This window comes from Amycolatopsis iheyensis (assembly GCF_024703995.1).
GTDB lineage: Bacteria > Actinomycetota > Actinomycetes > Mycobacteriales > Pseudonocardiaceae > Amycolatopsis > Amycolatopsis iheyensis.
The window spans coordinates 26,161-51,274 of record NZ_JAMXQV010000006.1; the positions used below are offsets into that span (position 1 = coordinate 26,161).

At 73.0% G+C, this 25,114-nt stretch carries 22 protein-coding genes; 15 read left to right on the plus strand and 7 right to left on the minus strand.

The window, feature by feature from the left end; all coding sequences use genetic code 11:
- Nucleotide 1: 1 nt before the first annotated feature.
- The 3 genes from M8542_RS12485 to M8542_RS12495 are packed head-to-tail and all read left to right on the plus strand — an operon-like array spanning nt 2 to nt 3,861.
- The gene (locus M8542_RS12485) at nt 2-319 is read left to right on the plus strand and encodes a hypothetical protein (protein ID WP_257920269.1); all 318 of its coding nucleotides are present in this window, start codon (nt 2-4) and stop codon (nt 317-319) included.
- Complete coding sequence (locus tag M8542_RS12490) at nt 319-3,462, plus strand: WXG100 family type VII secretion target (RefSeq protein WP_257920270.1); 3,144 nt, start codon at nt 319-321, stop codon at nt 3,460-3,462. Before M8542_RS12485 ends, M8542_RS12490 begins: the two co-directional genes overlap by 1 nt.
- 9 nt (nt 3,463-3,471) lie before the next feature.
- The gene (locus M8542_RS12495) at nt 3,472-3,861 is read left to right on the plus strand and encodes a hypothetical protein (RefSeq protein WP_257920271.1); all 390 of its coding nucleotides are present in this window, start codon (nt 3,472-3,474) and stop codon (nt 3,859-3,861) included.
- Here M8542_RS12495 and M8542_RS12500 read toward each other — a convergent pair.
- Nucleotides 3,845-4,663 carry a class I SAM-dependent methyltransferase gene (locus tag M8542_RS12500; protein WP_257920272.1) on the minus strand — a complete coding sequence of 273 codons (819 nt, stop codon included), beginning with the start codon at nt 4,661-4,663 and terminating at the stop codon, nt 3,845-3,847. The two genes, M8542_RS12495 and M8542_RS12500, sit on opposite strands and share 17 nt — an antisense overlap.
- 26 nt (nt 4,664-4,689) lie before the next feature.
- Here M8542_RS12500 and M8542_RS12505 point away from each other — a divergent pair, with 26 nt between their 5' ends.
- The 4 genes from M8542_RS12505 (at nt 4,690) to ligD (ending at nt 8,380) form a co-directional block, all read left to right on the plus strand.
- Nucleotides 4,690-6,261 (plus strand): glycoside hydrolase family 13 protein, encoded by a 1,572-nt coding sequence (locus M8542_RS12505; protein WP_257920273.1) that lies wholly within the window; start codon nt 4,690-4,692, stop codon nt 6,259-6,261.
- 85 nt (nt 6,262-6,346) lie between these two features.
- On the plus strand, nt 6,347-6,535 hold the full coding sequence (locus M8542_RS12510) for a hypothetical protein (protein WP_257920274.1): 189 nt from the start codon (nt 6,347-6,349) through the stop codon (nt 6,533-6,535).
- Nucleotides 6,535-6,714: a hypothetical protein gene (locus M8542_RS12515; RefSeq protein WP_257920275.1), complete on the plus strand. Its 180-nt coding sequence runs from the start codon at nt 6,535-6,537 to the stop codon at nt 6,712-6,714. The genes M8542_RS12510 and M8542_RS12515 overlap by 1 nt, the downstream gene beginning before the upstream one ends.
- A 100-nt stretch (nt 6,715-6,814) precedes the next feature.
- Complete coding sequence (gene ligD / locus M8542_RS12520; protein ID WP_257920276.1) at nt 6,815-8,380, plus strand: non-homologous end-joining DNA ligase; 1,566 nt, start codon at nt 6,815-6,817, stop codon at nt 8,378-8,380.
- Nucleotides 8,381-8,572: 192 nt separating this feature from the next.
- Here ligD and M8542_RS12525 read toward each other — a convergent pair whose 3' ends face one another.
- Nucleotides 8,573-9,505 carry a PfkB family carbohydrate kinase gene (locus M8542_RS12525; protein WP_257920277.1) on the minus strand — a complete coding sequence of 311 codons (933 nt, stop codon included), beginning with the start codon at nt 9,503-9,505 and terminating at the stop codon, nt 8,573-8,575.
- Nucleotides 9,506-9,732: 227 nt separating this feature from the next.
- On the opposite strand from M8542_RS12525, the gene M8542_RS12530 reads away from it, so the two are divergent.
- On the plus strand, nt 9,733-10,128 hold the full coding sequence (locus tag M8542_RS12530) for an STAS domain-containing protein (protein ID WP_257920278.1): 396 nt from the start codon (nt 9,733-9,735) through the stop codon (nt 10,126-10,128).
- 126 nt (nt 10,129-10,254) lie between these two features.
- Here the strand turns inward: M8542_RS12530 and M8542_RS12535 are convergent, their stop codons facing one another.
- Together M8542_RS12535 and M8542_RS12540 are read right to left on the minus strand one after the other, a co-directional pair.
- A complete protein-coding gene (locus tag M8542_RS12535; protein WP_257920279.1) occupies nt 10,255-11,586 on the minus strand; it encodes a PP2C family protein-serine/threonine phosphatase in 1,332 nt (443 codons plus the stop codon).
- Between the two features lie 5 nt (nt 11,587-11,591).
- On the minus strand, nt 11,592-12,326 hold the full coding sequence (locus M8542_RS12540) for a GAF and ANTAR domain-containing protein (RefSeq protein WP_257920280.1): 735 nt from the start codon (nt 12,324-12,326) through the stop codon (nt 11,592-11,594).
- 102 nt (nt 12,327-12,428) lie between these two features.
- On the opposite strand from M8542_RS12540, the gene M8542_RS12545 reads away from it, so the two are divergent.
- The 4 genes from M8542_RS12545 to M8542_RS12560 all read left to right on the plus strand — a co-directional run bounded on the left by M8542_RS12545 (nt 12,429) and on the right by M8542_RS12560 (nt 18,613).
- On the plus strand, nt 12,429-13,172 hold the full coding sequence (locus tag M8542_RS12545) for a GAF and ANTAR domain-containing protein (RefSeq protein WP_257920281.1): 744 nt from the start codon (nt 12,429-12,431) through the stop codon (nt 13,170-13,172).
- Nucleotides 13,173-13,334: 162 nt separating this feature from the next.
- Nucleotides 13,335-15,590, plus strand: coding sequence for a cellulase family glycosylhydrolase (locus M8542_RS12550; RefSeq protein WP_257920282.1), 2,256 nt, complete (start codon nt 13,335-13,337; stop codon nt 15,588-15,590).
- 29 nt (nt 15,591-15,619) lie between these two features.
- Nucleotides 15,620-17,419 (plus strand): rhamnogalacturonan lyase, encoded by a 1,800-nt coding sequence (locus tag M8542_RS12555; RefSeq protein ID WP_257920283.1) that lies wholly within the window; start codon nt 15,620-15,622, stop codon nt 17,417-17,419.
- A 27-nt stretch (nt 17,420-17,446) separates the two neighbouring features.
- The gene (locus M8542_RS12560; protein WP_257920284.1) at nt 17,447-18,613 is read left to right on the plus strand and encodes an MFS transporter; all 1,167 of its coding nucleotides are present in this window, start codon (nt 17,447-17,449) and stop codon (nt 18,611-18,613) included.
- A gap of 605 nt (nt 18,614-19,218) precedes the next feature.
- On the opposite strand, the gene M8542_RS12565 is transcribed toward M8542_RS12560, so the two are convergent.
- Nucleotides 19,219-20,301: a serine hydrolase domain-containing protein gene (locus tag M8542_RS12565; protein WP_257920285.1), complete on the minus strand. Its 1,083-nt coding sequence runs from the start codon at nt 20,299-20,301 to the stop codon at nt 19,219-19,221.
- Between the two features lie 230 nt (nt 20,302-20,531).
- Here M8542_RS12565 and M8542_RS12570 point away from each other — a divergent pair, with 230 nt between their 5' ends.
- Together M8542_RS12570 and M8542_RS12575 are read left to right on the plus strand one after the other, a co-directional pair.
- A complete protein-coding gene (locus tag M8542_RS12570) occupies nt 20,532-20,777 on the plus strand; it encodes an ATP synthase subunit C-like protein (RefSeq protein ID WP_257920286.1) in 246 nt (81 codons plus the stop codon).
- Between the two features lie 89 nt (nt 20,778-20,866).
- The gene (locus tag M8542_RS12575; RefSeq protein WP_257920287.1) at nt 20,867-21,772 is read left to right on the plus strand and encodes an RIP homotypic interaction motif-containing protein; all 906 of its coding nucleotides are present in this window, start codon (nt 20,867-20,869) and stop codon (nt 21,770-21,772) included.
- Nucleotides 21,773-21,782: 10 nt separating this feature from the next.
- Here M8542_RS12575 and M8542_RS12580 read toward each other — a convergent pair whose 3' ends face one another.
- Nucleotides 21,783-23,612 carry a glycoside hydrolase family 5 protein gene (locus tag M8542_RS12580; protein ID WP_257920288.1) on the minus strand — a complete coding sequence of 610 codons (1,830 nt, stop codon included), beginning with the start codon at nt 23,610-23,612 and terminating at the stop codon, nt 21,783-21,785.
- A gap of 144 nt (nt 23,613-23,756) precedes the next feature.
- Between M8542_RS12580 and M8542_RS12585 the strand changes: the two genes are divergently transcribed.
- Nucleotides 23,757-24,533 carry an acetoin reductase gene (locus M8542_RS12585; RefSeq protein ID WP_257920289.1) on the plus strand — a complete coding sequence of 259 codons (777 nt, stop codon included), beginning with the start codon at nt 23,757-23,759 and terminating at the stop codon, nt 24,531-24,533.
- Between the two features lie 6 nt (nt 24,534-24,539).
- Here M8542_RS12585 and M8542_RS12590 read toward each other — a convergent pair whose 3' ends face one another.
- On the minus strand, nt 24,540-25,049 hold the full coding sequence (locus tag M8542_RS12590) for a winged helix-turn-helix transcriptional regulator (RefSeq protein ID WP_257920290.1): 510 nt from the start codon (nt 25,047-25,049) through the stop codon (nt 24,540-24,542).
- Nucleotides 25,050-25,114: the final 65 nt, after the last annotated feature.

Below are 25,114 nucleotides of genomic sequence, written 5' to 3' on the forward strand. Positions count from 1 at the left end.
CATGAGCGGCGGGGGGTACACCGCGACGACCGAGGCGTTGTCGACGGCGTCCAAGACCATCGGTGACCTGGCGGAGCACTTGCTGGACGACAACCCGGACCTGGAGACCTCGCAGGTGACCGCGGAGAAGTTCGGCCGGGCACACACCGCGCACGCGGAGAAGTACACCACCGGCGCGAAGGCGCTGTGGGCCGCGGTGTCCGGGTACAGCACCACGCTCGGCTCGTTCGGCACCAACCTCGGCACGGCCGGGTCGGCCTACAGCGCCAACGAGGACAACCAGTCGGGCGCGATCACCAACGCCGGAGGATCGCTCTGATGGCGAAGAAGTGGAGCGAAGTCAAGGCGATCCTCGACGACCCCAGCGTGCCGGCGGCGCAGAAGAGCACGCTGATCAGCAGCTGGCTGCGGGAGAACCCGCCCCCGCCGCCGTTCCTGGCCGACCAGGAGCCGGACGACATCAAGGAGAAGCGGAAGGAAGCGGAGAAGTACGCGAACGCGTACAACGCGAACCCGCTCTTCGCCGGTCAGTCGGTCGACGACGCCTACGACAAGGCCAAGTCGAGCGGTGACCAGAACAGCTACAACGAGGACCAGGAAAAGAAGGCCGTCGACGACGGCAAGACGAAGCTCGACGACAAGAAGCCGCCGGCCGCCGGGGAGAACGGCGGCGACGCCACCGGCACGCAGACGTCCGACGAGATCTTCGACGCCGCCGCGCCCGCGCTGAAGCTGTTCGAGACGTTCGGGTCGCTGCTGGCGAAGATCCCGGACGACTGCCGCGGCAACACCCGCGCGATCGACATCGACAAGGACATCCGCGTCCCGTTCGACGAGCAGCGCGGGATCAGCTTCGCCGACTTCGTCGCCGACGCCGCGCACTTCAAGACCGGCTCGGAGACGGTGGACCGGACCGAGCAGGACACCGGCTCGCAGCTGAGCAGCCTGTACAAGACGTGGAGCGGCGCCGGCGCGGACGCCGCGTCCGACACCTACAACGACAAGATCCAGCCCAAGGCCGTGAAGCTGTCGCAGACGCTCGGCGACGTGGGCGAGGCGACGCTGAACACGGCCACCACGGTCTTCCAGCTGTGCAAGGGCAAGGCCGACGCGGTCATCGGGATGTACACCGACCTGGTCGGCAAGGCCGACTACACGATGGCGCAGAAGGTCGTCGCGGTCGCCAGCGGCGAGCACGGCAACGAGCAGGACCTGGCCCAGATCGCGGGCTGGATGGACCTCAACTTCGGCACCAACCTGGTCAAGACGCTCAACGACCAGGGCTGCTGCGACGGCGACGAGATCAAGAAGCACGGCCAGGACCTGGCCAAGCAGTGGATCCAGAACCAGTTCAACCCCGACATGTGGGACCGGCTCTACAAGGGCTTCGAGAAGACCTGCAAGGACACCAAGGACCTCGTCGACAAGGCCTACGACTCGCTCGACAAGGTGATGGGCAAGGTCAAGAACGAGTTCGAGGGTGTGTCGCTGCCCGGTGGGTCCGGTTCGGGCGCGCCGGGCAGCGGTGGCCCGGGTGCCGCGGGCGGTGCCGGTGGCGGCCCGGGCGGCGGTGCCGGTGGCGGTTCGGGTTCCGGCTCGGGTTCGGGTTCCGGCATTCCGGGTGGTGGCTCGGGTTCCGGGACCGGGGGCTCGGGTGTGCCCGGTGGCGGTTCGGGTTCCGGGAGCGGGATTCCGGGCGGTGGCTCGGGTTCCGGTGGCTCCGGTTCGGGCTCTGGTGGCTCGGGCACCGGGGGTGGCGGCGCGGTGCCGCCGATCCCGGACACGGACACGCCGTCCGACGCCGGTTCCACCGGGGGTGGCGCGGGTTCTGCCGGGGGTGGTTCCGGTTCCGGTTCGGGTGCCGGCTCCGGTGATGACGGCAAGGCAGCCGCCGCCGCGGCCGCCGAGGCCGCGAAGAAGCAGGCTTCGGAAGCACTGGGTTCCTTCGACGGCGCGGGTGGCGGCAGCGGAGGTGGCAGCCTCGGTGGTGGCGGCTCCGATTCCGGCGCCGGGTCGGGCTCCGGGGCCGGGTCCGGCTCCTCCGATGACACGTCGCCGTCGTCGGTGCCGCCGCCGTCGTCCAGTGGCCAGGATGCCGCGGCCGCGGCCGCCGAAGCGGCGAAGAAGAAGGCCGCCGACGCGCTGAAGGAGTTCAGCGGCCCGGGGATCCAGACGGAGTCCGGCGACCAGGCGGGTTCCGGCGGCAGTGGCCTCGGCGGCGGCAGTGGTTCGGGTTCGGGTTCGGGCGGCGGGTCCGGTTCGGGTGGGTCGGGGTCCGGCGACGACGGCAAGGCCGCGGCCGAGCAGGCCGCGGAGGAAGCGAAGAAGAAGGCGGCCGACGCGCTGAAGGAGTTCAGCGGCGATGGCATCAAGACCGACCCGGGCGGCCTCGGCGACACCCCGAGCGCCGACACCGACGGCGACGGCAAGCCGGACAGCCCGCTGGGCGACGACAAGGGCGCCGACAAGGACGGTGACGGCAAGCCGGACAACCCACTCGGCGCCGACAAGGACGGCGACGGCAAGCCGGACAGCTTGCTGGGCGACGACAAGGACACCGACAAGGACGGGGACGGCAAGCCCGACGGCGACGCCACCCCGGACCACCTGAAGGTCAAGCAGGGCGACAAGACCTTCGAGATGACCGAGCCCGACTCCGACGGGCAGATGGACATCAAGGTCGGCGACGGGCACGGCGACCCCAAGGACTTCAAGCTCGACTGGTCCGACGACGACAAGGACAAGGCCGGCGACGGTCCACAAGGGACGGACGACGACACGTACCGCCCCGGCCCGGACGGCAAGATCCACATCGAGGACGGTGGCGTCAAGATCACCGCGGAGCGGCCGGACGGCGCGGACGGCCCGACCGTGGTGACCGTCGACGACGGCACCGGCAAGCCGACGACCTACACCCTCGGCGAAGACGACAAGCTCTCGGACGTCCTCGGCGACACCCCGGACAAGAAGCTCGACGACGACCTGCCCAGCCACCACGGCACCCTCGACGACCTCGGCTCGGACGACGGTGACAAGGGCGGGCACGGCGGTGGCGGCCACGGCGGCGGCATCGGTGGCGGCGGCGCCTCGCCGCTGCACGGCGGGGGTGGCCCGGCGGTGTCCGGGTTCGACCCGGCGGGCGGCGGTCTCGGTGAGACGCCGGTGACCGGGGGCGTCCACTCCGGCGTCGGGGCCACCGCCCCGGCCCAGCCGGCCGCCGCGTTCGCGCCCGCGGGTGCCGCAGGGGCCCCCGGCCAGTCGTCGATGGGCGGCGGGATGCCCATGGGTGGCATGGGCGCGATGGGCGGTGGCGCGCACGGTGGTGGGGGAGACTCCGAACGCAAGTCGCCCGCCTACCACGTCGAAGGCGCCTTGTTCGACAACCTCGGCGAGCCGGGCCGCCGGATCATCGGCTCCCTCAACGACGACGAAGACCCGCCGACCGCCCGCCGGGCCTGGTAAGGAGGACTCGTGACCGACATCGCCGGGATGAAGGCGGAGCTGGACGGCCTGGTCCGCGAGCAGGCCGACCGCCGGGCGCTGCGCGAGCAGCAGGGCGAGGAGATCAAGGCCCGCTCGCACGAGTACATGACCAAGCAGGTGCAGGCCGCCGAGCGGTACGTGACGCACCTGCGTGAGGTCGCGCAGCGCAAGACCAAGTCGGGCTGGAGCACCGACCGCTCGGGCCAGGAGCCGGCTTCGGCCTTCGACGACCCCGGCTACGGCGACGAGCCGGGCGCGGCCCCGTCGTTCGCGCCGACGTCGACGCCGCGGCCGGTGTCGCGGGAGGAGCCGCCGCGTCGCGCGCGCCGTGCGCCGTCGGCGGAAGCCGAGGAGGACGAGTTCAACAACCCTTGGTGAGCGGCCGCCAGAGGTCGACGGCGATCTCGCGCAGCCGCTCTGTGAACGTCCCTTCCGGACTCACCCGCCGCAGCAGCGCCCGGAGGTCGGCCTCGAAGGCCGCGCGCCGGTCGCCGAACAGGTGGGGCGTGGCGCTCGACAGCGAAAACACGCTCGCCACCACCTCGTCGGCCGTTCGCGTGATCACCCGGCCGCCGACCTCGAACCGATGCGGTCCGCGGAACCCGGCGGCGCGGTAGATCTCCGCCTCGCCGCCGGCCGTGCCGCCGGGCAGCGCGCCCCGGCCCGCACGCCGCACCGGGCCGAGGTAGCTCCGGACGAGCTCGGTGATCGCCGTGTGCGGCGCGGACTCGTCGACGCCCTGGTGCGTCGTCGCGTGGACGTGCGCGCACACGCCGTCTTCGGTGAGCATGCCGCGCACCGCCGCGGCCACCCGGGGCCGGTCGAACCAGTGGAACGACTGGGCGAACGTCACCAGCCGGAACCGGCCGAGCCCGGCGGGCAGCTCCTCGGCCCGCCGCTGCACCCAGCGGCAGTTCCGGACCCCCGAAGCGAGCCGGCTCGCCTCGGCGAGCATGTCGGCGTCGGCGTCGAGACCGACTGCCTCCTCGAACGAACCCGCCAGCAGGAGGGTCAGCGACCCGGGGCCGCAGCCGACGTCGAGCAGCCGCCCGGACCCGTCGAGCCCGAGCTCGGTGGCGAACGCCGCCGCCAGCTCCGGGGGATAGGCGGCCCGGCCTCGCGCGTAGTACGCCGCGCTGCCCGAATAGAGGGACGGATCCCATTCCCACGCGTCGGTCACGCCCCCAGCGTAGATACTCGGGTGTCATGGACTCCGCGAACTGGTGGCGCGACGCCGTCGTCTACGAGGTGTACGTCCGCAGCTTCGCCGACGCGGACGGCGACGGCACCGGAGATCTCGCCGGCCTGCGCTCGCGGCTGGGCTACCTGGCCGACCTCGGCGTCGACGCGGTGTGGACGACGCCGTGGTACCGCTCGCCGATGGTCGACGGCGGCTACGACGTCGAGGACCACCGGGCTGTCGATCCGCTCTTCGGCGCCGAGCCGGACGTGCTGGAGCTCGTCGCCGAGGCGCACCGGGTGGGCCTGCGGGTGCTGATCGACGTCGTGCCGAACCACACCTCCGACCGCCATCCCTGGTTCCGCGCCGCGCTGGCCGGCGGACCCGAACGCGCCCGGTACCACTTCCGGCCCGGGCGCGGCGCGGCCGGCGAGCTGCCACCCACCGACTGGCGCAGCGTCTTCGGCGGCCCGGCGTGGACCCGCGTGCCCGGTGGCGAGTGGTACCTGCACCTGTTCGCCCCGGAGCAGCCGGACCTCGACTGGGACAACGCCGAAGTCCGCGCCGAGTTCGAAGACCTGCTGCGGTTCTGGTTCTCCCGCGGGGTGGACGGCGTCCGCATCGACGTCGCCCACGGCCTGCTCAAGGACCCGCGCTTCCCCGACCTCGGCGTCGACGACGAAGAGATCGCGCGGCCGCCCGACCGCAGCCACCACCCGCACTGGGACCGCGACGGCGTGCACGAGATCTACCGCTCGTGGCGGGCGATCGCCGGTGAGTTCGGGCCCGGCCGCGTGTTCGTCGCCGAAGCGTGGGTCGACCGGCCCGACCGGCTCGCGCGCTACGTCCGCCCGGACGAGCTGCACACCGCGTTCAACTTCGACTTCCTGCGCTGCGCCTGGGATCCCGGCGAGCTGCGCGAGGTGATCGACCGGACCGTCGGAGCCCTCGGCGCGGTCGGCGCGCCGGCGACGTGGGTGCTGTCCAACCACGACGTCGTCCGGCACGTGACGCGGCTCGCGCCCGGCGACGTCGAGCTGGGCCGGCGGCGGGCCCGCGCCGCGTTGCTGCTGATGCTCGCCCTCCCCGGCGGCGCCTACCTCTACCAGGGCGAGGAGCTGGGCCTGGAGGAAGTCGAAGACCTGCCCGAGGCGGTGCTCGCCGACCCGACGTGGGAACGCTCCGGCCGCACCCGGCGCGGCCGCGACGGCTGCCGGGTGCCCTTGCCGTGGTCGGGGGAGGCCCCGCCGTTCGGCTTCACGGCCGACGGGGCGGCGACCTGGCTGCCGCAGCCCGAGCACTGGCGGACGCTGACCGCGAGCGCGCAGGCGGACGACCCGGGTTCGATGCTCCACCTGTACCGGACGGCGCTGGCCACCCGCCGGGCGCACCCCGCGCTGGGCGACGGGACGATGGCGTGGCGGCCCGCGCCGCCCGGCGTGCTGTCCTTCGCCCGCGAGCCCGGCTTCGGCTGCGTGGTGAACCTGTCGGCCGAACCGTGCGCGTTGCCGGACGGCGCGCGGGTGCTGCTGGCGAGCGGGCCGGTGACCGGTGGCCGGGTGCCGCCGGACACCGCGGTGTGGCACGGCGGAGGGTGAACCCGGAATCCGGCGGTGTGAAACGCCGGGTGCCGGGGTATCCGGTCGCGTCGTTGCGCCGCCGACCGAGCCGGAGGTCACCCCGATGCCCGTCCGAACCACCACGCCACCCGCCGCCGACGTCGTCGGTCTGGCGCGGAAAGTCCTTGCGGCCCAAGGCCTGACGGGCTCGGCCGCGAACGCCGCCCTCGTCGCGATGGCGCAGGAGCGCGGCCTGCCGGTCGCCCGGTGCGCGGCGCTGATCGTGGCCGCCGTCGACGGGCGGCCGGGCTGATGGCCTTCGCCGGTGGTTTTCCGCGCGACGAGGACACCGCGTCGATCGGCGGTGGCGTGCTGCTCGCCGTCGGCTTGGTCGTCGCGTTCTTCGGGTGGGGGTCCTGGTGGACGGCGGCCGGCTTGGCGCTCGCCGTCGCGGGCGCGGTGTGGCTCGTCGTCGCGAACCGGGACGCGTAACCACCGTCCGGGCGGGGAACCGCCCGCGGCGATCACGGACCGGCCCGCGACCTCGTCCACGGCGCGTTGGGGAGCTGACCGCGCGGGGTACCCCGTCGGCATGGCAGACGCGCCGGACCGCAAACTGCGGCGTTACCAGGAGATGCGGGACTTCGGCAGGACCGCGGAGCCGGCCGGTGGGGCCGCCGGTCGCGATGGGCACCGGTTCGTCGTGCAACGGCACCGCGCCCGGCGGCTGCACTACGACTTCCGGCTGGAGCTGGACGGCGTCCTGGTCAGCTGGGCGGTGCCGAAGGGCCCGACGCTCGACCCGAAGGCCCGGCGGCTGGCCGTGCACGTCGAGGATCACCCGATCGAGTATGCCGACTTCGAGGGCGTGATCCCGCGCGGCGAGTACGGCGGCGGGGACGTCATCGTCTGGGACCGCGGGGTGTGGCGGCCGGTCGACGCCGATCCGGCGGCCGCCATCGAAGCCGGGACGCTCCACTTCGACCTCGACGGCGAGAAGCTCGCCGGCCGGTTCGTCCTCGTCCGCACGAACCGCGGGGAGAAGGACCAGTGGTTCCTCCTGCACAAGGAGGACGAGCACGCCGAGGCCGGCTGGACCGCCGAAGACCACCCGCGCTCGGTGAAGAGCGGCCGCACCAACGACGAGGTCGCGGCCGCGCCCGACGCGCGGTGGCACGGCGACCGCCCGGCCGGGCAGGCGGAGGAGGCGGTCGGGTTCGCCGCCGCCACCGCCGACGAGCTGGCCGCGCTCGACGACCTCGGCGCCAAGGGAGAGTGGTCCGTCGCGGGGCGCGAGCTGTCCCTGACCAACCTGGACAAGGTGCTCTTCCCCGGAGCCGAGCCGGTGACCAAGCGGGACCTCGTCCGCTACTACGTCACGGTCGGCCCGGCGATGCTGCCGTACCTGGCCGGCCGCCCGCTCAACACCCACCGGTTCCCGCAGGGGGTCACCGAGGCGGGCTTCTGGCAGAAGGAGGTCCCGCGGCACGTCCCGGACTGGCTGACCACTTGGCGCAACGAACGCGCCGAGGCGGGGGAGAGCCGGCACTACGTCGTCGCCGACAGCGTCGCCACCCTGGCGTGGCTGGCGAACTACGGCGCGCTGGAGCTGCACGCGTGGACGTCGTGCGCCGCCGACGTCGACCACCCGACGTGGGTGCTGTTCGACATCGACCCGGGCCCGGAGACCTCGTTCGCCGAGGTGCTGGAGCTGGCGCGGCTGCACCGGACCGCGCTCGAGCACCTCGGGCTCACCGGGCGGCCGAAGGTGACCGGGCAGCGCGGGATCCAGGTGTGGGTGCCGATCGCGCCGCACTGCACGTACGAGCAGACGCGCGCGTGGGCGGAGACGGTGTCCAAGACGATCGGGCGGGTCCTGCCGGACCTGGTCAGCTGGGCCTGGTCGAAGGACAAGCGCCGGGGCCGGGCCCGGCTCGACTACACGCAGAACGTGCTCAACAAGACGCTGGTCGCGCCCTACAGCGTCCGGCCGCGGCCCGGCGCGCCGGTGTCGGTGCCGCTGGACTGGACGGACTTGGACGACGACGAGCTGACGCCCGACCGCTGGACGATCCGGGACGTCCCGGCCCGGCTGGCCGAGCGCGGTGATCCGTTCGCGGCGTTGCTCGGGGTGGCGCAGCGGCTGCCGGGGTTGTAGCGGCTCGGCGCGGTTTCGGTCGGCGGGCTGAGTGTTGCCGGGCTTCAGTGGCGTGGGGTGGTTTCGGTCGGTGTGGCCGCGGCGGGCTGGCGCTGGACTGGGAGGCCGGTCCGGCTGGGCTGAGGGTTGCCGGGCTGGAGTGGCGCGGGGTGGGCGGTTGCGCGCGGCGGGCCGGCTCCGGGCCGCCGCGTCTCAGGCGTGCACCGTCTCCAGCCGCCGGGGTTGCAGGCGGTCGAGGTCCGGGCGGGACAGGTGCGGGCGGCCGCCGGCGTGCTCGGTGGTCGCCGCGGCGGCCGCGACCGCCAGGCACGCCGCCGTCTCCAGGGGGCGGCGGCGGGTGAGGGCCGCGGTCAGCGCCGCGACCAGTGCGTCGCCCGCGCCGGTCGGGTCGACGACCTCCGTCTCGACGTGCGGGACGAACCACGACTCGCCCGGCCCGGCGAAGAGGTTGCCCTGCCCGGCGACTTCGAGCACGACCAGGGCCGGCCCGCGTTCCCGCAGGTCGGCGGCGGCGCGGGCCGCGGACGGGACGTCGTCGACGGGGTGCCCGGTGAGCAGCTCGGCTTCGTGCCCGTCGGCGCGGAGGACGTCGGCGAGGGCGAGCAGGTCGTCCGCGAGGCCCTGGGGCGCGCCGTCGAGCACGACGCGGGTGCCGGCGGTGTGCGCGAGGCGGGCGGCCAGCAGCGCGGCCGGGGCGGGCTGCTGCAGCTGGACGATGAGCGAGCCGGCGGCGGAGATCGGGGCGGACGCGGCGACCACGTCGGTCTCGGTGACGAGCGTCTCCTCGGGAACGTGCTCGAGGTACCGGCGGCGCCCGTGTTCGTCCACGACGTCGACGAGCAGCGCGGTCTCGGCCCCGGCGCGGCGCACGACGTGCGAAGTCCCGATCCGGTCGGCGCGGGCCTGCGCCCGCAGTACCTCCCCCGTGCGGTCTTCCCCGACGACGCCGACGAGCGAAACGGACATCCCGAGCTGCCCGAGCGCGACGGCCTGGTTGGCGCCCTTCCCGCCGAGCAGCTCCTGCCGACGGCGGACCGGCGCCGAGGAGTCGGCATCGGGTGCGTCGGGGACCTCGATGACCAGGTCGCGGGCGATTTGCCCGACGACGACGACTTCGCTGAACATCACCGGTTCCGCCGGTCGGTCATGGCGCCTCCAGAGTTGGTGCAGACTGGTTGCCCGGCGGCGTGACGTCGCCAAACCGCACGATCGGGTCGAGCGACGCGTCGGAAACCGGCTTGTCTACCGCCGAACCGGGCGTTTCCTTACCGGCGGTTTGGGTATCAAGACCCCGACCTTGATCACCCGTCACGACGCCGGCCCCGGACCGGCGCGGAAGGCCTGCCGAACCCGTGTCCCCCGCCTCTCTGGTCCCCTCGCGGTCCGCTCCGCTCGCCGCGCGGCGGACGGAGTACCGTCCCGGCCTCGTCGTGCTCACCTTCGCCGGCGAGATCGACGCGCTGACCCTGCCGATCCTGGAGGCCGAGCTGGCGGCCGCCCCACCCGGGACGACCGTGGTGGACCTGACCCAGGTCGCGTTCGTGGGCTTGGGCGGCGCCCGCGCGCTGGCCGCGGCCGCGGAACGGGCCGGTTCCGCGGGACAGCGCTTCGGCGTCGTCGCCACCAGCCGGACGCTGGCCCGGCTGTTCCGGATCACGGGCCTGGCCGCGGTGGTCCCGATGTTCGCTTCCCTCTCCGACGCTCTCCGCGAGCTGCTGGCGGCGGAGGTGGGTGGGGGGGCTCGTTGAGTTCCGTTCGGTGGGCGATCAGCGCTCCGGGCCCGGCGCCGTCGCGAGCTGCTGGCGTGGCCCGCCGAGTTCCGCTCAGCGGGCGATCAGCGCCCCGCTGAGCCGCCCTGACCCGCCGAGTCCGGCTCAGTGCGGCACCCAGCGGGCCACCAGCACCCCGATGTCCCGCCGCAGCTCGCCGCCGCCGTGATCGGCGACCGCGCGGGTCAACAGCCGGGCCGTCTCCGGGGGCAACGTCTCGCGCGCCAGGTAGCCGGCCACCCGGGCCCGCGCGAACGCCGTCCCGCCGCCGTCGGCGATCTCCGTCACGCCGGGGGAGTACAGCGCGAGCACGTCCCCGGGCCGCAGCCGTGCCCGCTCCCCGGCGTGCGGCAATGCGGCGCCCTCCCGGACGACCAGCGGCGGCGGGTGCCCGGCGGTCAGCCAGCACAGCTCGCCGGTGCGCAGGTCCAGCTCCGCGAGCACCCCGGTGACGGCCGGGCCGAAGTCGACCGCCGCGTACTGCTCCGCCAGCGAAGCCCCGTCGCGACGCGCGGCGCGATACGCCGCCAGCGCGTTGACCGCCGCGAAGCTCGCGCCGGCGTCGAACATCGCCAGCCACGCCCGCTGTTCCGAGAGCGCGTAGTCGAATACCGTCCTGCACAGGTCGTACGCCGGCTGCACGCTCGCGCCGACGATCACGCTGTCGGTCGCGCCCGTCAGCGGCGGCAGGCTCTGCCACAGCAGCTCGGCGGGTGAGCCGCGGTGCCGGCGGCGCCGGCGGACGTCGAGGCCGTCGCCGTACTGGGTCGTGACCGTCACGAGGTGACCGAGCAGGGACGCCAGCCAATGGCACTGCTCCCGCAGCACCGGGTCCGCCGGGTCGGCGCCGTCGATGGGGACGATCTCCAGCACGCCGAGCCGCTCGACGCCGTCGAGCAGCACCGTCCACAGCGTGGGCGCCGGCCCGTCGTGGGTCACGATCGTCCCCGCGCGGCGGAACACGTCGCCGGCGACGGTGGTCTCGATGTCGAGCTCCGCGGTGGCCGGGCGCAGCGGGACGAGCGTGCGCTGGTCGTAGTCGGCCAGGTAGACGGCGATCCGGAGGTCCAGCGCGCGGCCGGCGTCGGCGACGACGGCGGCCAGCCGCTCGGGCGGGGCGCGGTGCGCGCCCTCGAGCAGGTCGACGAGTGCCTTCAGCGGGCCGTGCAACGGTTTCCCGTCGCGGACCGAATGGCTGTACGGCGCGCGAGGCGGCCCGGCCAGCTCGTCGAGGCGTTCGTTGACGGCGTGGGCGAGCATGTCGCGGTCGACGCGGGGGAGCGGCGTCAAGCCGTTGAGGTAGGCGTCGAGCTCCAGCAGGCTCAAGCTGCCGCCGAGGGCGAAGTAGCGCATCCACAGCTGTTCGGGCGTCAGGCGGCTCCGCGCGTAGCAGGCGGCGAACTGGCGCTGCTGTTCCTCTTCGGGCAGGAAGCGCACGCCGCTCACCCCTTCCGCGGCGCCGGTCCGACCAGGTCCGCCGCGGCCTCGGCGGGGGTGCGGCCGCGGGTGCGGGCCAAGGCCAGCAGCCGGTCGAACGCGGCGTCTTCGTCGAGGCCGTCCCGGCCCATGAGGAACCCCTTCGCCAGGGTGACGGTGTCGCGGTCGTGGAGGGTGTCCTTGAACCGTTCGCTGAACCGGCTCGCCCGCTCGTAGGCGCGGGCGTTGGCCACGAGGACCGCGGCCCGGTCGGCGAACGACGCGAGCGTCCGCTCGTCGGCCGGGCCGAACGCGCCGGGTCTGGTCGCGTAGATCTTGATGGCGCCGTGGCAGCCTTCGCCGGAGACGAGCGGGGCGGTGAGCACCGACCGCAGTCCCGCGCCGGCGGCCGCGGCGCACCAGCGCGGCCAGCGGCCTTCGGAGGTGACGTCGTCGATCCGCATCGGCGCGCAGTCGGCCAGCGCGGCCAGGCAGGGGCCTTCGCGCAGCCGGTACTGCAGGGCGTCGGCTGCCCGCACCAGCGGACTCGACGCGCTGGTCGTGGCGGGCACGCCGACGTCGTCGAGGAGGGTGACCCCGGCGCCGGCGGCGGCGTCGATCGCGCGTCCGGCGAGCGAGACGATCAGCTCCAGCACCGAGTCGACGGTCTCGCGGGACAGCAGCAGTCCCGACATCCGCGCGGCGACCGCGGCCAGCTCACCGTCCAGGGGCAGTCCGCCCGCCGAGGCCCTCTCCGACATGGTCGCCGAATACCATCGCGCGGCCCCGCGCAAACCCCGCGGACATGGCCGGGCGGGAAGTGGGTACCCGGTGTCTTCGGCGCCCGCGCGGGAGGAGAGGACATGGAACTGCCGGAGCCCACCACGACCGGGTCACCGCTGCTGGACGACGTCACCGGCGCGCTCGAAGGCCTGACGGCCGTCCTGCGGCAGGAAGACGACTTCCGGGTCCTGCTGCGGCACGTGTGCCTGCAGGTGCGCCAGGCCGTGCCCGGCGTGGGCGAAGCGTCGATCACGCTGGCGACCGGGGACGAGCCGCACACGGCGTCCGCGACGAGCGACGTCGTCCACGACCTCGACCGCGACCAGTACCGCCTCGGCGACGGCCCCTGCCTCGAGGCGATCCGCACCGGCAAGATCGTCCGCACGTCGGTGACCGACGCGGCCGAGCGCTGGCCGGACTTCGCCCGCGGCGCGCGGGACGCCGGCTTCGGCAGCTTCCTCGCGGCGCCTTTGGTGGCCGACGACGAATACTGCGGTGCGGTCAACTGCTTCGGCCGTCAAGACGACGGCTTCGCCGAGATCGAAGCCCAGCTGCTGGAGCTGTACACGGCGGCGGTGGAGGCGGTGTTCCGCGTCTACCACCGGTACGTCCAGGCCCGCGAGACGGCGGACCACCTGCGCACGGCGCTGACCTCCCGTGCGGTCATCGACCAGGCGAAGGGCATGCTGATGGCGATCCGCCGGATCGACGCCGACGACGCGTTCGCGGTGCTGGTCGAGCAGTCCCAGCGTGAGAACACGAAGCTGCGCGAGGTGGCCGAGCAGTTCGTCGCCCGTGTGGTGGCCGCCCGCGGCATGGCCTGACCGGCCGCTGGAAAGCGCTCTCTGAAGCGCGGGTTCGACGACATGGTCGAACCCGCGCGCCGGTGAACGGCCCTATCTCCCGGAGTGTCCGAGCGGCTACACTCTCGCGCTGGGAGCGCTCCCAGTCGAACTGTCCTGTCGAGCTTTCTCCAGGAGGTCGGGATGAACTGGCGTCTGTTCCGGGCGATCGTGGCCGGCTTGCTGCTGGCCGCCTGCGCCGTCGTCGCCCCACCGGCGGCCGGGGCCGCCGCGCCCACGCGGATCATGGCGCTGGGCGACTCCATCACCGGGTCGCCCGGCTGCTGGCGGGCGCTGCTGTGGAAACACCTGCAGGACACCGGGCACACCGACATCGACTTCGTCGGCACGTTGCCGGCCCAGGGCTGCGGGTTCACCTACGACGGCGAGAACGAGGGCCACGGCGGGTTCCTGGCGACCGGGATCGCGCGGGACAACCAGCTCCCCGGCTGGCTCTCGGCCACCCGGCCGGACATCGTCCTGATGCACCTGGGCACCAACGACGTGTGGAACGGCATCCCCGCGGCGACCATCCTCGACGCCTACACCACGCTGCTGGGCCAGCTGCGGGCGAGCAACCCGGCGACCAAGCTGATCGTCGCGCGGATCATCCCGATGAACCCGGCCAACTGCGCCGCCTGCGCGCAGCGGGTGGTCGAGCTGGACAACGCCATCCCGGGCTGGGCGCAGGCGCACAGCACCGCGGCGTCCCCGATCACCGTCGTCGACCAGTGGACCGGGTTCGACACCGCCGTCGACACGACCGACGGCGTACACCCCAACAGCACCACCGGGATCCAGAAGATCGAGGCCCGCTGGTACCCCGCCCTCGTCGCCGCCCTGCCGGGCGCCCAGGCCGCGACCGGGCTGCACGTCAGCGGCACGAACGTGACCGAGGCGAACGGCGCGGCGTTCGTGATGCGCGGGGTGAGCCACGCCTACGTCTGGTACCCCGGCCAGACCGGCTCGTTCGCCGACATCAAGTCCTTCGGCGCCAACACGGTGCGGGTGGTGCTCGGCAGCGGGAAGCGGTGGGGGCCGACGTCGGCGGCCGAGGTGGGCAACGTCGTCTCGCTGTGCAAGCAGTCCCGGCTGATCTGCGTGCTGGAGGTGCACGACACCACCGGGTACGGCGAGGAGGGCGCGGCCGCGAGCCTCGACGAAGCCGCGAGCTACTGGATCAGCGTGGCCGGGGCGCTCAAGGGCCAAGAGAACTACGTCGTGATCAACCTGGGCAACGAGCCCTTCGGCAACAACCAGCAGGTGAGCGCGACCTGGGCGACCGCGACGTCCGCCGCCATCACGCGCCTGCGCGGCGCCGGGCTGCAGCACCTGCTGATGGCCGACGCGCCGATGTGGGGCCAGGACTGGCAGAACATCATGCGGGACGACGCCGCCTCGGTGCTCGCCGCGGATCCCCAGCACAACACGGTGTTCTCCATCCACATGTACGGCGTCTACGACACCGCCGCCGAGATCACCGGCTACTTCGACGCGTTCCGCACCGCGGGCCTGCCGCTCGTGATCGGCGAGTTCGGGAGCATGCACACCGACGGCGACCCGGACGAAGACACGATCATGGCCCAGGCGCAGGCCCGCGGGCTCGGCTACCTCGGCTGGTCGTGGAGTGGCAACAGCGCCGACGTCGGTTACCTCGACATGGTCAACGGCTTCGATCCGGCGAGCCTCACCCCGTGGGGTGAGCGGTTCCTCAACGGCGCCAACGGGATCCGGCAGACCTCGAAGGAAGCCACCGTTTTCGGCGGCGGCACCGCGGACACCCAGGCGCCCTCCACCCCGGGCACCCCGGCGGTCTCGGCGGTGACGGCCACCGGCGTCACCCTGTCCTGGACCGCCGCGACCGACAACGTCGGCGTCACGGGTTACGACGTCTTCCGCGCCACCGGCGGCTCGTTCGGCCTGGTGGGCTCCAGCGCGACGACCGGCTTCACCGACACGGGCCTGACCGCGTCGACCACCTACCGCTACCGGGTGCGCGCCCGCGACGCCGCGGGGAACGTCTCGGCGGACTCCGGGATCGCCACCGCGACGACGAGTGCGGGCGGCGGCGCGGGGACGTGCAAGGTCGGGTACTCCGCCTCCGATTGGGGTGGGGGCGGCGGTTTCACCGCAAACGTGACCATCACCAACACCGGCGCCACCGCGTTCACCGGCTGGACCCTGGCCTTCGCCTACCCGTCGGGGCAGCGGGTCACCCTGCCGGGCTGGGGCGCCACCTTCACCCAGAACGGCGGCGGTGTCACCGCCACCAACCTGTCCTGGAACGGCGCGCTCGCGCCGAACGCGTCGACCGGCATCGGCTTCAACGGCACGTACAGCGGGGCCAACCCGGCGCCGACCTCGTTCACCCTCAACGGAACCCCTTGCGCGACCAGCTGAGTCCGTCCACAGCAGACAGGAGAACGACGATGTTCCTGCGCATGCTCGCTGTCGGTGTGCTCGTGGCGGGACTGGTGCCCGCCACCGCGGCGGCGGAGACCGCGCCGCGGTTCGACCGGCTCGGCCGCGGCGTGATCAGTGTCCACACGGCACAGGGCAACCGGGTCGGCTGGCGGCTGCTGGCCGACGACCCGGCCGGTGTGGCGTTCAACGTCTACCGCGACGGCGTCAAGGTCAATGGGACAACGCCCGGTGGGCCGACCGGTGTGCTGGACGCCGGGGCCGCCGCGGGGGCGGCGTACACCGTCCGCGCGGTGGTGAACGGCGTCGAGCGCGTGTCGGCGTTCGCGGCGGAGAAGTCGCTGACGCTCGACAGCACGGCCGCGGCGGCCACCCGCGACGTCACGATCCAGGTCCCGCCCGGTGGCACGACGCCGTCCGGGGAGAGCTACACCTACAGTGCGAACGACGCGAGCGTCGGCGACCTCGACGGTGACGGCCAGTACGAGTTCGTGCTGAAGTGGGATCCCAGCAACGCCAAGGACAATTCGCAGTCCGGCTACACCGGGGACGGCTACGTCGACGCCTACCGGCTCGACGGCACCCGGCTGTGGCGGATCGACCTGGGCCGCAACATCCGAGCCGGCGCGCACTACACGCAGTTCCAGGTCTTCGACTACGACGGCGACGGCCGCGCCGAGGTCGCGATGAAGACCGCCGACGGCACGCGGTCGGGCACCGGCCAGGTCATCGGCAGCGCGAGTGCCGACTACCGCAACTCCAGCGGGTACGTCCTGGCCGGCCCGGAGTACCTGACGATGTTCAACGGCCAGACCGGTGCCGCGGTGGCCACGGTGAACTACGACCCGCCACGCGGCACAGTGTCCTCGTGGGGCGACAGCTACGGCAACCGGGTCGACCGCTTCCTGGCCGGCACGGCGTACCTGGACGGCTCGCACCCGAGCCTGATCATGTCGCGGGGCTACTACACGCGAACGGTGATCGCGGCGTGGGACTTCCGGGGTGGCGCGCTGACCGAGCGGTGGAAGTTCGACTCGAACTCCGCCGGCGCGCAGTACACCGGCCAGGGCGACCACCAGCTGGCGATCGCCGACGCCGACGGCGACGGCCGAGACGAGATCGTCTTCGGCGCGATGGCGATCGACGACAACGGCACGCCACTGTGGAACACGCGGCTCGGCCACGGCGACGCCATGCACGTCGGCGACCTGATCCCGAGCCGGGCGGGCCTGGAAGAGTTCAAAGTGGACGAGGACAAGTCGAAGCCGGCCGCCTGGATGGCCGATGCGAAGACCGGGCAGCTCATCTGGCAGAACGCGTCCTGCGCCTGCGACAACGGCCGCGGTGTCTCGGACGACGTCTACGCCGGCAGCCCCGGCGCCGAGTCGTGGTCGTCCGCGGTGTCCGGGCTGCTGAACACCAGCGGGCAGAACATCGGGCGCAAGCCGTCTTCGGCGAACTTCGTGCTCTGGTGGGACGGCGACGCCCAGCGTGAGCTGCTCGACGGCACCCACATCGACAAGTACGGCACCAGCGCCGACACCCGGCTGCTGACCGCGTCCGGCGTGCACGCGAACAACGGCACGAAGAACACGCCGTCGTTGCAGGCGGACCTGTTCGGGGACTGGCGCGAAGAAGTCGTGTGGCCGACTTCGGACAACCGGGCGTTGCGGATCTATTCGACCACGGACCCGACGAGCATTTCGCACGTGTCGCTGATGCAGGACCGGCAGTACCGGGAAGCGGTGGCGTGGCAGAACACGGCGTACAACCAGCCGCCGCACCCGAGTTTCGCGCTGGCGAAGTGAGCCGACCGCGGCTGCTACATTCGAGGCGTGACCAGCCCGGCGGGTGATGTGCCGAAGCGGCGGCTGTTGCCGGTCTACGCGGCCGGGTTCGTCACCGCGTTCGGCGCCCACAGCATCGCCGCCGGGCTGGGCGGGTACGCCGAGTCTCAGCACGCGTCGCTGCTCACGCTCGGGCTGCTGCTCGCGGTCTACGACGGCGCCGAGGTGGTGCTGAAGCCGGTGTTCGGCGCGCTGGCCGACCGCGTCGGGCCGCGGCCGGTGCTGCTCGGGGGCTTGGTGGCGTTCGCCGTCGCGTCGGGGGCGTTCGTCGTGGCCGGCAACCCCGCGCTGGTCGGGTTGGCGCGGCTCGGGCAGGGTGCCGCCGCGGCCGCGTTCTCGCCGGCGGCCGGGGCGTTGGTGGCGCGGTTGACGCCTCGGACGGGTCACGGCCGCGCGTTCGGCGGCTACGGCGCTTGGAAGGGGCTCGGCTACACGCTCGGCCCGGTCCTGGGCGGCGTCCTGATCACGGTCGGCGGCTACCCGCTGCTGTTCGGCACGCTGGGCGGGCTGGCGCTGGCGGTCGCCGCCTGGGCCGCGGCGGCGGTCCCGGTGGTGCCGCCGCTGCCGCGGGCCCGCCAGACGGTGCTGGACCTGGCACGCCGCCTCACGGCCCGCGGCTTCCTGCGCCCGACGGCGACGCTCGCGGGCGCGACGGGCGCGGTGGCGGTCGGCGTCGGGTTCCTGCCGGTGGCGGGCGCCGGGTACGGCCTCGGCCCACTGGCGACCGGGGCGGTGGTGTCGCTGCTGGCGGCGACGGGCGCGCTGATCCAGCCGTGGGCGGGCCGGGCCCGCGACGCGGGCCGGATAGCGGACGGCCCGGGCATGGCGGCGGGACTGGGGCTGGCGGCCGCGGGCATCGCGACGACGACGGTCCTGCCGGGCGTCGCCGGCCTGCTGGCGGCGGCCGTGGCGATCGGTGTCGGCACCGGGCTGGCGACCCCCCTGGGGTTCGCGCACCTGGCGGCGTCGACGCCGGCGGAGCGCTTGGGGCAGACGATGGGGTCGGCTGAGGTGGGCCGGGAGCTGGGGGACGCGGGTGGGCCGTTGCTGGTGGGGGCACTGGCGGCGGCGGTTTCGCTGGATGTCGGGTTGCTCGGGCTCGCCGGGTTGCTGGTGGTGTTCGCGGCGGTGGTGGCCGCGACCGCGCGACGCTGAGCTGCCGCGGCGGGGGACGCGTCGCGGGGCGCTCGGGGAGGTGCGGGATTTGCGGTAGGCGGCTGAGTCGCGGTGGGTCGGGGGGCGGCGTTCGGGGGTGAGGTGTGCGGGCTTCGCGGTGTGCCGGTGGGCCGGCGTGCGGGGTGGGCTTGGGCCGTGCGGCTCGCGGCGCGGCGCTGGCTTGCCGCGGTGGGGATGCCTTTTGGGGAACTCGGTGGGGTGTGCGGGCTTCGCGGTAGGCGGCTGAGTCGGGGTGGGTCGGGGCGCGGCGTTCGGGGGTGGGGTGTGCGGGCTTCGCGGTGTTCCGGTGGGCCGGCGCGAAGGGGGGTGGGCGTGGGCCGTGCGGCTCGCGGTGCGCCGCTGGCTTGCCGCGGTGGGGATGCCTTTGGGGGAACTCGGTGAGGTGTGCGGGCTTCGCGGTGCTGGTCTCGGTGGGCGGCTGAGCAGGGCGGGTTGGGGGTGGCGCCGCGGCGCTGTGCCGGTGAGCCGGCGCGCGGGCGTAGGGCTTCGGCCCCGCGCGGCGACTCGTGCGTGGCCGCCCGCAGGCGCGCCGCGAAGCAGCCGCGCCGCGGGCCCGCTCGCCGCCGGCCGTCCACTTCGGTCACTCAAGCCGCGTTTCGCAGTCCCTCGTACGCGGCCATCACCATGCCCAGCCCGCGGTCGTCGCCGAGTGGGCCCTCCTCCAGCATCCGGTTCATCACGTACGCCACCGTCATCCGCGTGCCGAGGTCCGCCAGCACGATGGACCCGCCCCAGCCGCCCCAAGAACACGACCGGCCCTGGATGCTGTAGCCCATGCCGTAACGCATGCGGGTGCCCAGGACCTCGTCCTCGCCGAGGAACTGTTCCTCCAGCGCTCGCTCGCAGCCCGCCGCCGACAGCAGGCCCCGGCCGCCGTCGGAGAGGACCGACTGCACCGCCGCCACCGATCGGGCGTTGCCGAAACCGTTGCCCGACGGGATTTCCGCCCGGCGCCACGCCTCCGTCGCCGCGATCTCCGCTGGGATGGGCGGGTTTCCGGGGCCGCGGGCCACGATCTCCGGCGCCCGCGTCTGCGGTGGGATGACCGGGGCGACCCGGTGGTCGTGCTCGGGCGGCAGTCCGATGTGGAAGTCCGCGCCCAGCGGCCCGGCGATCTCCTCGGCGAAGAACCGGCCGAGCGTGCGCCCGGTGATCCGGCGGACCACCTCGCCGATCAGGTACCCCTGCGTGACGGCGTGGTAGCCGGCCACGGTCCCGGGCGCCGAGTCCGGCGGCTGGGCGGCCAGCAGCGACGTCAGCTTCGGCCAGTCGTAGAGGTCTTCGGTCCGCAGTGGCGCCCGCCAGACCGGCAGGCCCGACGTGTGGCCGAGCACGTGCCGCACCAGCACCTTTTCCTTGCCCGCGGCCGCGAACTCCGGCCAGTACGCCGCGACCGGCGCGTCGAGGTCGAGCACCCCGCGATCGGCGAGGACCAGCGCGCACAGCGCCGTCATCGTCTTGGTGGTGGACCACACGCACGTGATCGTGTCGCGTTCCCACGGCCGCGTGCGTTCGGCGTCGGCGTAGCCGCCCCAGAGGTCGACCACCGGTTCGCCGTCAAGGAAGACCGCGACGGACGCGCCGACGTCCCGGCCGTCCAGCGACGCCCCGAGGGCGTCACGCACTGCTTCGAACCGCTCGTCACACGTGCCGTGGGTGTGGGCCATGGGCGTAGCCAACCCCGCCACCGCCGCCCGCGGCAACCGGTTTTCGCGCCGCCGACGCCGATCGCCATTCGGTGATATCCTGGTGTCGGCCGAACCAATCGGTACCTACCTCACCGCCACCGTCAATTTCCGGTGCGATTCTCCCGTTGCTCCGATCGCTCGACCCGCGTGACCCGCAAGCCGCTGATCCACGCGAGCCTGCGCGTGGACCGAAGTGAAGGGGAATGCCCATGAGTGACACCATTCTGGCCCAAGCGGCCGACATCAACCCCGGCCTCGCGGCCATCGGTTACGGGCTGGGCGCGATCGGCCCGGGAATCGGCGTCGGGCTGATTTTCGCCGCGGTCATCAATGGCACCGCCCGCCAGCCGGAAGCACAGGGGAAACTGCAGACGATCGGGTATTCGACGTTCGTACTGGCCGAAGTGCTGGCGTTGATCGGGATCGTCGTCTATTTCATCACCGCCAACAAGTGACGCGGGCCGCCCGCGCCCGGCCACGGTCGGGCGCGGGCAGTCCAGTGCGTTTGTCGACTGTAACGCTCCTGCGGCCCTAGGCTGCGGGGGTGGACGACGACGGCTGGATCCTGGAACCGGCGCCCTGGGCGGAACTCACCCGCTTGAGGCGGAGCCGGGACGAGCCCGTCCTCGAGGCTTCCTGGCACGATGCCCCGGTCGTGGTCGTCGCGCCGGACGTCGTCGAAGAGTGGGCGGCCACGGCGCAGGTCCTGGTGCTGTCGGCGGCCCACCGCACGACGCACGCCGTCGACCTGCCGGCCACCTTCGAGGCCGAAGGGCTGCCGACGGAGAACGCGCTCGTCGTGCGCAACTGCGCGGCGATCCAGATCGGGAACCGGAACACGCAGACCACCGTCCACCGGTTCCGGGTCGAGGACGTCCGGATCACCCTCGACCGGGTGCTGGCCCGGCAGCTCGCGGCCGACGTCTCCGCGGGACCGGCGGCGGACGGCTACACGAAGGTCTCGATCTGGAACTCACGTGGCGTGCAGGTGGGGGACTTCAACCGGCAGCGCACCGTGTTCCGGCACGTCGTCACCGGGCCGGAGCTCGAACTGGGCCCCGCCGACCGCCAGGTCGTGGACCTGGTGCGTGCCGGGCGGCTCGACGCGGCCGAGCGGGAGCTCGTCCGGCTGGCTCGCACCCGGCTCGAAGCGGACGCGGCGCCGCTGTACGACGCGCTCGAGGTGACCAGCAACGAGAACCTGCCGAGTCCGCCACCCGTCCTCGAAGACACGATCGCGTCCGCGTACGGGCAGGACAACACGCAGAAGATCCGCGAGCACATCGACGTGGTCGACGTCGTGCTGACCGAGCTGCTCGGCTTCACCGATCCGGACGGCGCCCGCGGTGCGCTGAAGCGCCTGCCCGAACCCGAGCCGCCGACCATCGAGCCGCCGGAGCCCGAGCCGCCGAAACCGCCGACGCTGCCGTCACCCTGGTCGTTCTTCTGAGCGAGCCCGGTCAGGAACGGCAGAGCAGCGCGTCCGGAGTCCGGCTCGACCCCACGCGGCCCGTGTAGGCCACCCCGGCCACGTATTCGCCGGCCGCGCACTGGCCCTTGTAGTGGCCCGAAGCGAAGTCGCCGCCCAGGCCGCCCGCGGGCCGGTTGTCGCCGCGGTCGAACCACACGGTGTGGCCCGTGCGGCCCAGCGGCGTGGGGGAGCGGCCGCACAGCACCGCCGACACCGCCGCACCGCGGACGCTGTACCCCACCACCGCGTGGTCCGGCGGGCACTGGGCCTTCGTGTAGCCGGACGCCCAGTCCGTGTCCACATAGGACTCGTCGCGCACCACGACGTACGACGACGGCGTGGCCAGGGCGCCGCTGCAGAGGCCGCGGTTGCCCGTGTGGGCCAGGCCGACGAGGCGCTGGCCGTCCGGGCAGGCTCCCTTGCGGGTGCCCGAATCCCAGTCCGGCTGGGCCCGGACCGCGCGCGACTCCTGGAAGTCGGCGTAGTCCAGGTTGAGCATCGACCACTGCTCGGCCCGCGGGACCTGGCCGGTCCGCGACGGCGCGTTCACCAGCCGCCGCCACGCCGGGCCGCGCCAGTCCGCGGGGTCCAGGACGTCGGTGCCGTGGCCCGCCGCGTCCCACGAGAGCACCGACCAGCCGTCGTTGCCGAAGCCGACCGCCGGCCAGTAGGCGAAGTCGGTGTCGGTCTCGGCGAGGTAGTCGACGAAGTTCTCGAACCAGGCGCGCGACGCGGCGTCGGTCGTGCCCCGGCCCTCGCCGAACTCGCTGATCCACAGCGGCGCCGTGTAGTGCTTTCCGGTCTCCGCCGAGACGAAGAACGCCTGCCGGTACAGGGTGTCGCGCAGTTCCTGGGGTGAGAGGTCGCGGTAGCGCGGGTCGTGCGTCTCGCCGATGCCGGTCGCGCCCGAGTGGTTCGGACCGGTGTAGCCGTAGAAGTGGGCTGAATAGACCAGCTTCCCCGAGTCGATCAGCGTGTGCGACAGCGTGCGGGCGGGCTCCAGCGTCGGCCGGCCGTGCGCGAAGCCGTCGATCGGCAGCCCGGTCCAGTTGATGCCCTCGACGATGATCAGCAGGTCGCGATTCGCCTCGGTGAGGATGCGGTCGGCCACCTGCTGGCTCGCGCGCTGCCAGTCGGTGCCGTTGCCCCAGCCCCAGTTCGGGTCGTCGAAGGTGTTGCGGCGGACCTCGTTGTACAGGTCGGCGCCGACCACCCGCTTGTTCGCGGCGTACCGGCGGGCCATGAACAGCCAGTCGTCCTGCCACTGCTGCTCGGACTGCGCGGTGTTCCAGCGTTCGTTGCCGTCGAGCCCGCAGCACCAGCGCGACGTCGTGGTGTGGTTGTTGAGGATCACGGCGAACCCGCGCGCGGTGAGCCGCTCGACGACGCGGTCGTACACCTGCAGCGGCGTCAAGCCGTGCAGGCCCGGGTTGGCCGCCAGGTCCGGCACCGGCCGACTGTCGTGGACCATCTCGTTGGAGAACGGCAGCCGCACGCTGTTGAGCCCCAGCCGTTCGAGCCCGTCGATGATCGTGTCGATCGACGCGCGGTCGAGCCCGAGCTGGGTTTCGTACGCGACCTCGCCCGCGTGGTTGTTCGCCGGGTCGGCCGGATCACCGGACCCGGTCCACGTGCCGCTCGCGCCGTGCCAGTTGGCCGCCTTGAGCTTGAAGCGGTCGCCGGTCGCGTCGACGATGTAGCGGCCGCGGGTGCTGAGCGGCCCGGCCCACGTCGCGGTCGAGGCCGAGGCCGGTGCGGCGAGGGGAACCACGAAACCGGCGGCGGACAGGACGGTGAGCACAAGACCCAGGATCCTCACGGGCGGAGGTTAGCCAAGCTACCGGCCAGTTGTATAGACCATCGCCCCCGGATGCGTCTCAAGATGAGACAGCCGGGCACTTCTGGTGCCCGGCCTGCCCACCTACTTTGCGAGGAAGCCCAGCGACCACAAGGGAGTCATCGCATGAGCAAGAACGTTCTGGTCACCGGCGCGGCACGCGGGATCGGGAAGGCGATCGCGCTGCGGCTCGCCGCGGACGGGCACGACGTCGCGGTCAACGACATCCCCGCCAACAAAGCCGAGCTGGAGACGGTGGTCGGGGAGATCCAGTCGGCCGGACGGCGTTCGGCGGCGATCACCGCGGACGTGTCGGACCCCGAGGCGGTCACCGCCATGGTCGCCGCGACCGTGACCGAGCTGGGCTCGCTGGACGTCATGATCGCGAACGCCGGCATCGCGCAGGTGCTGCCGCTGCTCGAGATCACGCCGGAGGACTGGGACCGGATGATGGCGATCAACGCCCGCGGCATCTTCCTCTGCTACCAGGCCGCCGCGAAGCAGATGATCGAGCAGGGCCACGGCGGCAAGATCATCGGCGCCGCTTCGATCGTGGCGCACCGGCCGTTCGCGCTGCTCGGGCACTACTCGGCGTCGAAGTGGGCGGTGCGCGGGCTCACCCAGGCCGCGGCGATGGAATGGGCCAAGCACGGCATCACCGTGAACGCCTACTGCCCGGGCATCGTCGGGACCGCGATGTGGGACCTCATCGACGAGAAGCTGGCCGAGTCCGAGGGGCTCCGGAAGGGCCAGGCGATCGCGAAGTACTCCGACCTGATCCACCTCGGCCGGGTGTCGGTCCCGGAGGACGTGGCGAGCTACGTCTCCTACCTCGCGTCACCCGACTCGGACTACATGACCGGGCAGTCGGTGATGATCGACGGCGGCATCCAGTTCGCCTGAGGCGGTTCAGCGCACCGGCCGCAGCAGCGGCCGCGGGTCCGCGAGGACGGTGGACACCGGGTCTCCGGGCGGGGTCAGGCCCGGGCCCGGTGTCATCACCGTCTCGGCGAGCGGAACCTCGGCGCCGCAACGCAGGCAACTGCCCGTCTGGGTCACCTCGCCTTCGCAGCCGGCGTGCACGAACACCCGGCGGCGCCCACGAGGGGCGTAGTACTCGTCTCCCCAGGCCGACAGCGCGCGCACGACCGGCCAGAGCGCCTCGCCCTTGGCTGTGAGCTCGTACTCGCTGCGCTTGCCGGGCCCCGCGACGCGCGCCAGCACACCTTCGCCGATGAGGAACTCCAGCCGTTCGGTCAGCACCGCGCGCGGGATGCCGAGGTGCTCGACGAAGTCGCTGAAGCGCCGGACCCCGAAGACGGCGTCGCGGATGATCAGCAACGTCCAGCGTTCGCCGACGATCTCCAGCGCGCGGACCATCGAACAGGCCTGGTTGGTGTACTCGCGGGGCAGTGCCATGGGTCTCAGTGTGCCACAGAAGAGTTCGTTCATCGAACCAAACGTGCTAACCTCCGCCAGAGAGT